At 58.3% G+C, this 11,647-nt stretch carries 14 protein-coding genes and 1 pseudogene; 6 read left to right on the top strand and 9 right to left on the bottom strand.

All coding sequences use genetic code 11. The features are described from left to right. Positions 1-687, top strand: a 687-nt coding sequence (locus EFD55_RS32100; protein WP_208653557.1) for a nucleotidyl transferase AbiEii/AbiGii toxin family protein, incomplete at its 5' end; no start/stop codon positions are given. Between the two features lie 345 nt (positions 688-1,032). Here EFD55_RS32100 and EFD55_RS32095 read toward each other — a convergent pair. Beyond that, a complete protein-coding gene (locus EFD55_RS32095; protein WP_125851025.1) occupies positions 1,033-1,896 on the bottom strand; it encodes an NAD(P)H-binding protein in 864 nt (287 codons plus the stop codon). 121 nt (positions 1,897-2,017) lie between these two features. Here EFD55_RS32095 and EFD55_RS32090 point away from each other — a divergent pair, with 121 nt between their 5' ends. Next, positions 2,018-2,929 carry a LysR family transcriptional regulator gene (locus EFD55_RS32090; protein WP_125851023.1) on the top strand — a complete coding sequence of 304 codons (912 nt, stop codon included), beginning with the start codon at positions 2,018-2,020 and terminating at the stop codon, positions 2,927-2,929. 211 nt (positions 2,930-3,140) lie between these two features. On the opposite strand, the gene EFD55_RS32085 is transcribed toward EFD55_RS32090, so the two are convergent. Then, a complete protein-coding gene (locus EFD55_RS32085) occupies positions 3,141-3,362 on the bottom strand; it encodes a hypothetical protein (RefSeq protein WP_125851021.1) in 222 nt (73 codons plus the stop codon). Between EFD55_RS32085 and EFD55_RS32080 the strand changes: the two are divergent. After that, positions 3,353-3,507: pseudogene (locus tag EFD55_RS32080) on the top strand (transposase); the annotation flags it as partial. The gene EFD55_RS32085 and the pseudogene EFD55_RS32080 sit on opposite strands and share 10 nt — an antisense overlap. A 189-nt stretch (positions 3,508-3,696) precedes the next feature. Here EFD55_RS32080 and EFD55_RS32075 read toward each other — a convergent pair. The 6 genes from EFD55_RS32075 to EFD55_RS32050 all read right to left on the bottom strand — a co-directional run bounded on the left by EFD55_RS32075 (position 3,697) and on the right by EFD55_RS32050 (position 7,681). Next, on the bottom strand, positions 3,697-4,605 hold the full coding sequence (locus EFD55_RS32075; RefSeq protein ID WP_125851019.1) for an SDR family NAD(P)-dependent oxidoreductase: 909 nt from the start codon (positions 4,603-4,605) through the stop codon (positions 3,697-3,699). After that, positions 4,602-5,387 (bottom strand): hypothetical protein, encoded by a 786-nt coding sequence (locus tag EFD55_RS32070; protein ID WP_125851017.1) that lies wholly within the window; start codon positions 5,385-5,387, stop codon positions 4,602-4,604. The genes EFD55_RS32075 and EFD55_RS32070 overlap by 4 nt, the downstream gene beginning before the upstream one ends. 10 nt (positions 5,388-5,397) lie before the next feature. Further along, positions 5,398-5,991 carry a protein-S-isoprenylcysteine O-methyltransferase gene (locus EFD55_RS32065; RefSeq protein WP_125851015.1) on the bottom strand — a complete coding sequence of 198 codons (594 nt, stop codon included), beginning with the start codon at positions 5,989-5,991 and terminating at the stop codon, positions 5,398-5,400. A 64-nt stretch (positions 5,992-6,055) separates the two neighbouring features. Next, positions 6,056-6,640, bottom strand: coding sequence for a hypothetical protein (locus EFD55_RS32060; protein ID WP_125851013.1), 585 nt, complete (start codon positions 6,638-6,640; stop codon positions 6,056-6,058). A 161-nt stretch (positions 6,641-6,801) separates the two neighbouring features. Beyond that, positions 6,802-6,921, bottom strand: a complete 120-nt coding sequence (locus EFD55_RS34045) for an ABC transporter (RefSeq protein WP_125851033.1) — start codon at positions 6,919-6,921, stop codon at positions 6,802-6,804. A 166-nt stretch (positions 6,922-7,087) separates the two neighbouring features. Further along, positions 7,088-7,681 carry a L,D-transpeptidase gene (locus EFD55_RS32050; RefSeq protein WP_165504884.1) on the bottom strand — a complete coding sequence of 198 codons (594 nt, stop codon included), beginning with the start codon at positions 7,679-7,681 and terminating at the stop codon, positions 7,088-7,090. A gap of 211 nt (positions 7,682-7,892) precedes the next feature. Between EFD55_RS32050 and EFD55_RS32045 the strand changes: the two genes are divergently transcribed. Beyond that, positions 7,893-8,648, top strand: coding sequence for an SDR family NAD(P)-dependent oxidoreductase (locus tag EFD55_RS32045; RefSeq protein ID WP_125851009.1), 756 nt, complete (start codon positions 7,893-7,895; stop codon positions 8,646-8,648). 127 nt (positions 8,649-8,775) lie between these two features. Beyond that, the gene (locus EFD55_RS33540) at positions 8,776-8,943 is read left to right on the top strand and encodes a hypothetical protein (protein ID WP_183736909.1); all 168 of its coding nucleotides are present in this window, start codon (positions 8,776-8,778) and stop codon (positions 8,941-8,943) included. A 131-nt stretch (positions 8,944-9,074) separates the two neighbouring features. Here EFD55_RS33540 and EFD55_RS32035 read toward each other — a convergent pair whose 3' ends face one another. Continuing rightward, complete coding sequence (locus tag EFD55_RS32035; RefSeq protein ID WP_125851031.1) at positions 9,075-11,006, bottom strand: adenylate/guanylate cyclase domain-containing protein; 1,932 nt, start codon at positions 11,004-11,006, stop codon at positions 9,075-9,077. A 342-nt stretch (positions 11,007-11,348) separates the two neighbouring features. On the opposite strand from EFD55_RS32035, the gene EFD55_RS32030 reads away from it, so the two are divergent. After that, positions 11,349-11,630, top strand: coding sequence for a hypothetical protein (locus EFD55_RS32030; RefSeq protein WP_125851007.1), 282 nt, complete (start codon positions 11,349-11,351; stop codon positions 11,628-11,630). Positions 11,631-11,647: the final 17 nt, after the last annotated feature.

Raw genomic sequence — 11,647 nt, 5'->3', positions numbered from 1 at the left:
GTGAGCGCAGGTTCATCATGTCGTCGGTCATCGGTGGTGTCCCTCAGGTTGGCTCTAAGCAACCCGACCCTACCGGAAATCACCGATGGCTATGAAATCCAGCTACACCACTCCATGGGACACGATCAGATTGAGCAGGACCTTATTATTTCCCGCGCTCTTTGCGACCTTTTTTCGGCGCCAAAGTTTAAGGGCAAAATCGCATTTCGAGGCGGAACCGCAATCAACAAGCTGCTCTTTAAACGGCCCATGCATTATTCCGAGGATATCGACCTCGTTCAGATCACGGCCGAACCCATCGGACCAACAATCGACGCGATCCGCGGTGCTCTTGCCTGGATTGGAAAGTGCAAAGCGGAGCAAGCGGGTCATTCTGCGCACCTCGTTTTCCGCTTTGCGCCCGAGGCCGAGCCTGGAACGTCGCTTAAGCTCAAGGTCGAGATCAACACACGCGAACACGCGTCGTTGTATGGCACGCAAGGATATCCATTCAAGGTGGAGAACGGATGGTTCAACGGCGTCGCCGACATCATATCCTATGACAAGGAAGAGCTGTTCGTCACAAAGCTCCGGGCGCATCTACAGCGGAGAAAGAACGCGATCTGTTCGATCTACACGAAGGGTTCCGGGAGCTTTCCCTCGATCCAGAGCGGCTTGTCGCTGCGTTCGAGCACTATCTGTCACTAGAGGAGAATGTGATCACGAGGGCAAATGCCGAGCACCGCGGCGATCAGAGTGCGCACTATGCCGGCCAGCGAGCCGCCTAGTACCGCCAAAATGAGGCGACGGTTTTCCAGGAGATCGCTAAGGGGGCGATCAGCAGCAAACCAGCGACATTAGCCAATCTGGCTGGCCGTCACCATAAGACCAGCGAAATGAGGGGCGAGCCGGAGCTCGCCGCCAATGCCCAGTTCGAGAGGCCGGGCGTAGTAGCTGCCCATCGCGATCAATCCGCACTGCCCGGCAAAGAGCGAAATCTTCGCCGGTGTGAAGCTCGATCGGGCTGGGCTGTGAGAGCAACGGGCGCCATGCTCAGCCCTTGGCGATCAACTCACTAAGCACCCTCTCGAAAGTGACGGTCCCGTTGCGTTGCTCGGTGCCTTGTCGCTCGAAGTCGATCCAGCCTTCATTGAAGCCATCGAGCATGCGGATGCGGCCCTGCGGATTTTGCATGCCCTGCGCGCGGAAAGTCGCTTCCCACCTCTCGCGCGGTACGATGACCGCTTCGACAGTATGGCCCAGCGCGGCGGCAAAGCCCGCGGCCTCGTCGTTGGCTGAGTACTTGCGTGGGCCGGATAGCTCGACAGTGCGGACGCCAGACCAATTCTCCCGGAGCAGATCGGCGACCGTGTGACCGATGTCATGGACGCTGACCATTTCGATCGCATGATCCAGCGGCTGGAGGTAGCTATCGAACCGGCCCTCGCGTGCGCCTGCGACATCCCAAGCCGCGTTCTCCATGAACCAGGCGGCGCGGAGCAGGGCGATGGGAACGCCAGTGGCGGCCAGCGCGGGTTCGTAAAACTGCGCCCAGTTTAGCAGGTTGAACTCGGTCGCCTGCGCCCCGACCGTCGAGAGCAGCACCACCCGGCCTGGTTTCACGTCAGCGATTGCCTTAGCCGATGCTTCGGCTCGGCGGCGACTGTCGGGAAAGGTCGGCGCAGAATCATAGTTAGGCGGGTTCATCAGAAAGACGCCGTCCGCGTCAGCAAAGACGCGCGCAAGCCCTGCGCTATCGTCCGCTTCCGGAACGACTGCGATCTCGCAGCCACGAGCTTGCCAAGGAGCACCTTTTTCCTCGCTCCGCACGACAGCGCGGACCTGCTGGCCGGCGTTGAGGAGAGTGGTGGCGACGATTGCACCGACCTTGCCGGTTATTCCCGTAATTACGAACATGATCACCTCTGCGCTAATCCGCGCCGTTTCGATTTCAATGGCCCCAAGGTACCGATTTCATCATCTTTGCATTAGGGTGCGGAGAGGCAAACCAAACTTGAATAAATGCGAGGAATGATGAATGGCTTTCGATAGCCGATTACTTGCCGGCGTCAGCGTTCTGGCGAGCGTCGTGGAGAGTGGCAGCTTCACTCGCGCCGGCGAAATTCTGGGTCTCACGGCATCGGGAGTGAGCCGTTCGGTGTCACGGCTGGAAGAGCGCATCGGTGTGCGGCTCCTCGATCGGAGCACGCGATCGTTGAGACTCACCAACGAGGGAGCACGGCTTTACGAGCTTGCCGCGCCCCATCTCTCCGGGATCGAAGAGGCGGCAGGTCTGGCGGCGGGCGCTGTGGGGCAAGTCCAAGGCTTGCTCCGGGCAAGCGTGAACCCGATCTTTGCGCGCAACGTGCTGGCGCCTCGCCTACCGGCGTTTGCGGCCCGCTACCCGGAGCTTCGGCTTATCCTTGTCCAGCAACCCGACGCCGGCGATCTGGTCGCAGAGGGCGTGGATGTGGCGATCCGGTTCGGTCCTCAGCCGGACTCCACCATGTCATCACGCTTGCTGCTGGAAACGCGCGTGCTGACCGTCGCCTCGCCATCCTATCTGGCGGCAAAGGGACGCCCCCAAAGGCCGATGGACCTTGTAACCCACGAATGCATCCAGTTCGTGGACCCGCAGCGCGGCAGGCCGTTCGAGTGGGAGTTTCAGCGTTCGCCCGAAACGGTGATGGTAAAGGCAAGCGGTCGGTTCACCTTCACGGACGTGGACACGATGGTCGAAGCGTGTCTGGCAGGGTTGGGGATAGCCCAGGTCCTCGCCTTTGCAGTCGGAGGCCATCTGGCCGCCGGGACGCTGGTCGAGCTTTTTCCGGATTGGCCCGACGAAACTTTCCCTCTCTACGCCGTCCGGCCGTCCCGGCGGTTGCCGCCTGCCAAAGTCGAGGCCTTCCTTGCGTTCTGCGAGGAGATAGCGGCTCCCCGCAACCCCTAAAGCCTATTCCCGCCCGCAGGACTCAACCGGCTACAGATCAAACGCTGCCCTCACGTGTGTCGAGTCGTTAACTTGTCGCATTTTTGATCGCTCATGACGGACAAAAAAGACACTATTTAAAGTGTCCGGCAAGGAGACTTTAGAAAGAAAGAAAAATGTCCGCTTCTAACGGACTATCACGGCTGATCGTACGGCGACGACAACCAGCCCGTCATCGTTCATCTTGAAGCCATTTTGCCCAAAGAGGCAGGAAGGCGCGATAGTTCTTCATGCCCACGCGCAGAAAATGCAGGCCTTCGACCTTGCGATCCTTCTCTTTCGTACTCACGAAGCAGAACGCGCGAACCGGCGTGCCCTGCGTGCTTCGACCATGCTTGTCGAGATAAAGCACCCCGCCATGGGCTTGGAAAGGAACGGAAGACGATGAAGGCATCGCAGTTTTCAGACGCACAAAAGGCGTTCATTTTGAAACAGGGTGATGAAGGTGTGCCGGTGGCGGAGATCTGCCGGAAGGCGGGAATTAGCCAGGCGACCTATTTCAACTGGAAGAAAAATACGCCGGCATGTTGCCGCCGGATGAAACTTCAGTGGCAGGTCAATTAATTTCAGATAGATGGACATGCACTGCAACGTCGCTGGTTGAGGGCCGAGCATCCTGTCGGTCACGAGTTTGGCGAACGATCGGAATGAGCCTCCCTTTTACAATCCTTCGTACCCGTTGGGCCTGGAAGATCATACGGTGGACTAGGATCTCCGAGTGGTCCTCATCATAGGTGGCCTTCATCTCGCCGAGATGCACTGTTTCTGCAGCTTGCTCCGTGCCGGGGAGCGCTACCGCAACATTCCTTGAGATTCCTTCCTGAACCGCATGGACATGGATCTTTGCTCCTGCGCTGCAGGCGACCGATCAGGGGGAGAATAGCTGCAGTCGGCAAGAATGCGGCGACAAGAGTGATTAACTTAGCTGAGATGCCAGGGACAACGCGGCGACGACCGGACTTGAAACCACTCCAGGCGCGCTCAGCGACATATTCTGCGTCCAGCTTGGGCAATATCTTGAAGAGAGCCGCCCGGTTCGCGCCGGACCTTTCAAGAAACTCGGTGGATACCGGTCCTGGCGCGACACATGTAACGGTAACGCCAAAGCGGCAGGCCTCCTGATGGAGCGCGTCCGAAAAAGAGTGCACGAAACCCTTGCTTGCGTAATACAAAGCCATGTACGGCCCGGGAATGAGACCCGCTACGGAGCCGAGATTGATAACGCCGCCACGTCCGCGCGCCAGCATTCCAGGCAGGAAGCGAAGGGTCATGTCGGTCAGGGCGCGTATATTGAGATCGATGATCCCAATCTGATCTTTGACGGGGAGTAACGTCGCTGCGCCTCGCAGGCCATACCCAGCGCTGTTGACCAGGACGCCGCATACCAAATCGTTGGCAGTCAGAAAAGCCTCGAGATGCGCCGGGGCATCGGCAGCGAGGAGATCCAGCTCCAGCGTGAACGCCTCCCCGCCGGCCTTCTGTACGTCGACCGCCGCCGCCGCGAGGCCCTCAGCCGAACGCGCGACGAGTACGACGACATTGCGTTCACGGGCCGCAACCTTTGCGATTGCTCGTCCAATGCCACGGGAAGCACCAACCACGACGACAGCCAAACGGGGCTCACTGTGCGACGTCATTTCAATGTCCCTGCCGCCGACATGATGGCAGGGGTACCGCTCTGGGCGAGGCGTTTTACTTCGTCCGCGACCTCGCCGTTCAAGATCCTTTCGAACCGTTCCAATGCCCGAGCGACATTCGCTCCATCCATGACCCTGTGGTCGTAGTGGATGCGGACAGCAACCGATCCATCCTTGCCGATTGGACCGTAGTTGAGAAGTGTGGTCAGTGGGGTAAGGGGGTTGAGGGACTCCGCTCCAAGGCCCGAATAGACGGACAATTGGAACGTGCCGAAATAGCGCGCGCGTTTCCGCCCGATATTGAGCCCGAGCCACATGAGCAGCCACCTCACAGGGGCAGGTGCGCGAGCAAGCTTCAGAGAGCGCCGAAACTCTTTAATCTCCAGAACCGGAAGTGACCTCGCTGCGCGGATCAGCGTTTCCAGCTGGGAAATGGAGCGTTGCTCGGGACCTTTGATGATGCTCAGCAGAACGACCCGCTCTCCCTCATGCTCGCGCTCATGGGCAATGGAGGCCACACTGGCCGGATATTCATAGAGCTGCGGCCATGGAAACTTGATATAAGCGCGCCGCAACTCGGGAATTTCTTGAGAAAGCAGGCCGTATCCCTTCAAGAAAAGCACAGTCCAGGACGGCCGGGCATCCGGTCCGTCTCTGGCATCCAGGAGGGGCCGAAGGTTCATCTGCCGCTGGACCGTCACACGCGGTACCCCGATCGAGAATCTCATCAGATCTCCGACAAGTCGTCGCGATGCCGAGAGCTTGATCGTTCGTCCTCTCATCTTGCCACCTCTAGTAAAGATAAGGGATAATGCGCTTGGTCTTCGCCATATATGCGCGGTATTGCGGGCCGAAAACTTCCAACATCATGCGTTCTTCCTGGTCTACCCTGAGGAAGAATAGAACGGCGAAGCCGATTAGACCCGCCATGCCTGCCACCCAGTTCGACAGCAGAAACGCTTGTGAAAGCCCCATCAGAAGGAACGATGTGTACATGGGGTGGCGGACAAGGGAGTACGGGCCAGCGCATATCAATTCGTGCTGCTGTCGGATCTCCAACGTAATCGACCAGTTTCGTCCCAATTGCTTGTGGGTTCTTCGAAAGACCCACATTGCGGCGCAGAAGAGTATCGCCCCGATCACGACGGCCCACAAACGAGGTGTATAGTTGGCGGCTTCAGGAATGCCGGTCGCGACGTAGAATCCCGGCACGATCGCAAGTCCGGCGAGAGCTGCCGCAAGCCCCACCGCCTCAGAACCGGTACGGCGGTTGCTGATAACAGGCACTCGCTTTGCGCGGCGCTCAAATGGGTATCGAATGATGTACCATGCAACAATTCCGAGAACCCAGACGACCTCGCCGACGACGGCTGCTGATAAATTCAAATCAAGTCACCAGAACCTTTCTGTGGTCTGCATCCGCGATCGCCAACCCGTGTCTTGGATGCAATCAACCTGTATTCATCTCCCGCAGGCTTGTAATGAATTGTTGCGGCCTTAGCCAAATGCCGGGCGCCTTATAACCCATGTGCTTTGCGATATCCGCCACAAAGGCGTTGCAATTAAAAACCGTTGCCTCCCAAAGATGAGAGGTTGCCTGCAGTTTGCGTATATACGCAACTGTGTCGTTATATTCACTATCACTCAGCATCACACGCCAGCTTGCCGATCTGTACTGCTCTTCCAGGTCACCGTCCGTGGCTCCGGTCGTGGCCGGAACCGGTATGAAGTGGCCTATTACATACTGCGCGGCATCGGGAGAAGCTGGGGCAAGGCCTGCGACTTCGGGATTGATCATATTTCCGTTCTTATCCGCCCGCCCAAAAACGACGTAGGTGTGGCCGTAGGTCAGCGCATAGCGTGAGCGGAATTCGATGAAATACTGATTCGATTTGTTTTCAGCCACATTGGTTGGAGCTACACCTCTGCCATTCGACGTATAATGCGGTAAAGGCCTTTTGTCTTCTGTCTGGCATGACGATGCCACGACCGCCAACATAACAACTAGCGACATACCGCCTCTTCCAAGCGCCATCACTAAGCTCCATGTGCAGGCCCTGACGAACAGGAGCCCGAAGTCAGCATTTAATATGCCACTCGTGCGCTGTGAGTGGTGAAGGAGCGCAAGCCTGGCGGTTTATGGCATAAGAAGAGGAAGGGTCTGTACGACCCTTCCTAAATTTCAAACGCGATAGTCTACTTGTAGACTGCTGCTGCCGGCGGTGGGGCCTTCCCCTTGCCTTTGCCAATCGATCCGCAAGCACTCAGATTGGCCACCGCAAACATTGCAACGATCACGAATAGAATTCTGCTCATCATGAAGTCCTCTCCTCATCATGGGATAGCTTTTGAGGGCTACACCTTAAAGTTTAGCGACAATCATCACCCTGAATAGGGCAGATATGATGCAACATGCAACGAATCTACATTAGCAGATACACATTGCTATGGCCAACCCTGCGATTTCAAATGGTAAACGCCATCAGATGACAACAACGCGTGTGCCTATGCGTGCACGAGAGTAAAGGTCGACGATGTTTGCGTTCGTCAAGCGAATACACCCATTCGAAACTGCACGGCCTATAGACCAGGGGGCATTCGTTCCGTGCAACCGGAACAGGGTATCTTGTCCACCTTGGTAGAGGTAGAGGGCCGCTGCACCGAGAGGGTTGAGCGGTCCTCCCGGTATTCCATCGGCATATTGGGCCAGCCGCGGCTTGCGCTGAATCATGTCACTGGTGGGTTTCCACGAAGGCCACTCTGCCTTATAGCCGATGGTGGCCTCGCCCTTGAAACTCAACCCTTCCTCTCCGACCGCAACGCCATAGCGAGTCGCCTGTCCGCCAGCCTCCACGAAGTAAAGGTAGCGGCTCGCCGTATCGACGACGATCGTTCCGGGCGGTTCACTCCCCGTATACGCAACCTCCCGTCGTCGATAGCGGGGATCGAAATCAGGATCCATTGCAAACCCAAACCGGTAGCCCAGCGGCGGCCCATCGCCTGAAGTACATCCAGAAAGCATCAGAGCCAAGCTCCCCAGCACGAGCCCCCGGCGCGTAATATGGTGTTTGTCCATTCCCACCTGCCAAGTAATTCCGTCGATCCCGTTCATTCCAAATTAGAGTGCGACATCTTTTGACAAAGACACTCAACGCTGTGGAGGATGAGGTCGCAACACTGGCAACATCCGAAGCTGCGCAATACCATGCGCTTCTATTAATCCGGGAAACCCCTTGCATCAATAACCGCGCCGATCGAATATTAGCATAGCAATAAGGACAGAGACGATGAAGCTTTGCCTGGAGGGAAAAATCGCGATTGTGACGGGCGCAGGTTCCGGAATTGGTGCCGCCGTTTCCCGAGAACTCGCTGAGGAGGGTGTCGAGGTTGTTGTCGCCGATATCAATGCTGACGCAGCACACACGATTGCCGCCGCAATCAGATCAGAGGGACGCCTCGCCCGTGAATTTGTCGTTGATGTCAGTGACAGTGGGAGTGTGCAGAGACTTGTCGATTTTACCGTCGAGACATGTGGCGGCTTGGATCTGGCGGTCAACAATGCGGGAATCGATGGGGTGCGCGCAGCGGTCGCAGACTATCCGCTCGATAGTTGGCACGAGGTGATGAACGTCAATCTGAACAGCGTTTTCTATAGCATGAAGTCCGAAATTGGCGCGATGCTTAAGTTGGGTGGCGGCGCAATCGTGAATATGTCTTCCACTCTCGGGTCCGTTGGATTACCCACCGCGGCGGCATACACCGCAGCCAAGCACGGGGTTGTTGGAATGACGAAAGTCGCTGCGATGGAGTATGCACGATTGGGTATCCGCATAAATGCCGTCGGTCCCGGCTGGATCGAAACGCCACTTTTGTCAGAGCACCTTGAAGCGGCGAGTTCGCGTCGCATGGCATCGCTTCAACCAATGGGCAGGCGTGGAAAACCGGAAGAGGTCGCGGCTCTTGTGTGTTTCCTCTTGTCCGAGCAGGCCAGTTTCATCACTGGGGCGCACTATTTGGTGGACGGAGCCTATACCGCTCATTGAAGAAAGAGGTTGAGAAGAAGAGGCGATTACCCTTTTTTCATATCGGCTCCTGAGACTTATCGCCACTTGCGGGGGCTTTTCGGTTTGTGGCTCCAGTCGAGTTCAAGAATCAGTTGATCCTCAACCAATGCCGCAGCGCCGCCTCCGCCTCACTGGCATGGACGGTCTTTGTGAGGCTCTTGATCTCTTCACGTATTTGAGCATCGACGCCGCTGACCGCGACCCTCAATTCGAGAAGGGCGATCTGCCTCGCTTGCTCGTCAAGGCGGTGTGGATCACCGATCTGCCTTTATGAACGTTATCCTTCCTCCTCGCGAAGATGAAAAGACTTTGGCCTCGATCCCGGTCAATCTGCCTTCATCGCGCGGAGTGCACTTGTGCGGTCTTATGCAGCAACAGCCACCAGCGGCTCGCAAGCAGGCCGTTTTATGGCTGCTGGAGAGGCTCTGCCTTCCCCGCCTCGCATTCCGGCAGTCGCACAGGTTTGGCGAGTTTCGCCAGCACCTCGGGCTTGGCGCATGCCGGGAAGCCGGCGAGCGGCATCGTCTCTATGAACCGGTTGCGCTCGATTGTGCTCAGGCCGGGTTCATTGATCATGCTCTCGACAGTCACCTCGGGGTGCTGTTTGAGAGCCTCCATGGCTGAAGCTTTCGCCTCATCGGTTCGACCCAGTGCTGCAAGAGAGCTGCTGCGGACCACCCAAGTCCACCTTTGGTAGTTGTTGGGCGTCATGCGCTCCAGCATCGTCACCGCGTCCTGATACCGCCCCGCCATAAAATAGGCAGGTGCGAAGAAGTTGGACGCCCACATTGGATAGTTCGGGTCGAGCCGCATGACCTTGTCGACCATTTGAGCGCCGCGTTCCGGCTCTCCTAAGCGTGCGGCGAAGCCGCTGTAAAAAGTCAGGATTTCGGACGAGCCCGGAGCGAGGCGAAGGGCCGTGTCGAATTCGGACTTGGCGCGGCCCATGTCGCCCTTATTGGCAAGGCTCATCGCAAACACCACGTGTGCTTCAGCGTCGCGCGGATCAAGCCTCACCGCGCGTTCGGCCACATCGGCAGCCGCCTTGCGGTTGCCCTCGGGATCGACGCCGAACACACCCATCAGATCATGAGCGTGGTAAAGTTCTACCCAGGCCCGTGCCAGCCCGGGGTCCAGTTCCACGGCGCGATTGAGAAAGGTGATGGCCTCCTCGTCATCGGCTTTGGTGAGCTTTTCAATCTTCTCGGACCCGAGCAGGTAGTAATCATAGGCGTTCAGGTTTTCAGGCCGTTTGCGTTTGGCTGCAGCCCGCCCGGCCTCTTGAATCAGTCCCACTCCGCCGCCGAGGCGGTTGGCGACCTGCTCTGCGATTTCGGTCTGAACGGCGAACACGTCCTCGGCGGGCCGGTCCCAGTTCTCCGACCAAAGATGGCGGCCGGTTTTTGCATCGATCAACTGTGCAGTGATCCGTACCCGCCCACTCTGCCGCTGGATCGAGCCTTCCAGCACAAAGCCGACATGGAGCGCAGTTGCGACCTGGAGGGCATCCACCGGCCTGCCCTTGTAAGCTTCCGTCGAATTCCGCGCCACCACCTCGAATTCGGGAAACCGCGCGAGGTCGGTGATGACGTCCTCGGTCAGGCCATCGGCCAGACGCCCGCTTGCCTCGTCGCCGCCATAATTTTCGAAGGGCAGCACCGCCACCGAAGGCTTGCCGATCGGAGTTTCCGGCTGGAGGAACAACCAGGCGGCCCCGCCCCCTGCCAGAGCCAACGCGACCATCGCCGCCGCAGCCGTCCCGGCCCAGCGTGGTATCATTCCCAGAAGCGGGCGCCGCGCCCGTTTGCCGTCGAGTCTCAGCCGATACATCCGCACCGGGCGGCTGATGTTCTTGACCTGCTGCTCGCCGGCGAAATCGAGCGGCCAGTCGAGTTTGCCCTGGAGATGATCGTATGCCGTCCCCGACACCATCACGCCCCCCGGCTCGGCGAAATGCTCCAGTCGCGCGGCGACATTCACTCCATCCCCATACAGATCGCCATCCACCAAGGCGACATCGCCCAGATTGATCCCGACGCGGAATACGACGCGCTCAGGCTCCGGCAGGTCGGCGTTGCGCGCGGCCACGCTATTCTGAAACTCCGCGGCGCAGGCAACCGCATCAACCACGCTGTCGAAGGCGACGAGCGCGCCGTCGCCCATCAGCTTGATAACGGTGCCATGGCGCTCAGAGATGGCGGGATTGATCAGGTCGGCGCGAATGGCCTTCAGTCGCCTGATGGTGCCGGCTTCATCGGCCTCCATCGCCTTCGAGTAGCCAACCATATCCGCTGCCAGAATCGCAAGCAGCTTCCGGTCGAGCGCGGGTGTACTCATCATCGTTGCCTTGCATGCACATGCAACAGTGTCGGCAGTCTACACCCAGGGAAGCGCCGCAACCAGCACACCGCCAAAACGGCATGTCTGCTTGCGGCGCAATGCGGCCGCTAATTTACTTCGGCCGGTGGAATCTGCTACCGAATTCCGCACTTGTGCGCGTGGACTAGCCTCGATCGTGCACTAGACAATCTGCTTGCCACCCCCGGCGGCTGGCTGCCCGGATGCGCACGACTTTGCAAAGTAGAAGCCTTCTGACCCTCGCTTGGGTGACGCGTGGTGAAGATCCACGGCCGCGGGTGAGCGGCACAGGGGCTAGGAGCAGGAGGCGCTTGCATATTCTTGATCGACCGCCGCATCGAGATCGACAACAACAGCGTCGAGAGAACCTATCCCGCAAATGCCCGCAGCAATTCAGTAAAGCGCGCAACTTCCACTAGGCGGCAATCAATCCGATCTCTTCTGAACTCAGCGGAGGAGCCCATCAACTGTTCCCAGCCGATCGTGCATCGCTTTGGAAGGGAAAGCATTCGCTTTCAAAGGGCTGCGCAGGCCGGCGGATCGTCGAATACCGCGGCGGCCACCCCGCGGCAAAAATCGACGTTCATTCCGGTCCAGTTGTAACGACTGTTCATCGGAGG

Source organism: Rhizobium pisi, from assembly GCF_003938655.1.
GTDB classification, from domain to species: Bacteria; Pseudomonadota; Alphaproteobacteria; order Rhizobiales; family Rhizobiaceae; genus Rhizobium; species Rhizobium pisi.
Note: the sequence above shows the minus strand (reverse complement) of the source record. Positions and strands in the feature narration are given on the sequence as shown.

Excerpts from the sequence above, each read along its gene's own strand:
- EFD55_RS32095 (WP_125851025.1), bottom strand. The coding sequence starts at position 1,896 with ATGTTCGTAATTACGGGAATAACCGGCAAGGTCGGTGCAATCGTCGCC.
- EFD55_RS33540 (WP_183736909.1), top strand. The coding sequence starts at position 8,776 with ATGCCGCAGCGCCGCCTCCGCCTCACTGGCATGGACGGTCTTTGTGAG.
- EFD55_RS32085 (WP_125851021.1), bottom strand. The coding sequence starts at position 3,362 with ATGCCTTCATCGTCTTCCGTTCCTTTCCAAGCCCATGGCGGGGTGCTT.
- EFD55_RS32075 (WP_125851019.1), bottom strand. The coding sequence starts at position 4,605 with ATGACGTCGCACAGTGAGCCCCGTTTGGCTGTCGTCGTGGTTGGTGCT.
- EFD55_RS32060 (WP_125851013.1), bottom strand. The coding sequence starts at position 6,640 with ATGGCGCTTGGAAGAGGCGGTATGTCGCTAGTTGTTATGTTGGCGGTC.
- EFD55_RS32050 (WP_165504884.1), bottom strand. The coding sequence starts at position 7,681 with ATGGACAAACACCATATTACGCGCCGGGGGCTCGTGCTGGGGAGCTTG.
- EFD55_RS32090 (WP_125851023.1), top strand. The coding sequence starts at position 2,018 with ATGGCTTTCGATAGCCGATTACTTGCCGGCGTCAGCGTTCTGGCGAGC.
- EFD55_RS32045 (WP_125851009.1), top strand. The coding sequence starts at position 7,893 with ATGAAGCTTTGCCTGGAGGGAAAAATCGCGATTGTGACGGGCGCAGGT.
- EFD55_RS32035 (WP_125851031.1), bottom strand. The coding sequence starts at position 11,006 with ATGAGTACACCCGCGCTCGACCGGAAGCTGCTTGCGATTCTGGCAGCG.
- EFD55_RS34045 (WP_125851033.1), bottom strand. The coding sequence starts at position 6,921 with ATGAGCAGAATTCTATTCGTGATCGTTGCAATGTTTGCGGTGGCCAAT.
- EFD55_RS32070 (WP_125851017.1), bottom strand. The coding sequence starts at position 5,387 with ATGAGAGGACGAACGATCAAGCTCTCGGCATCGCGACGACTTGTCGGA.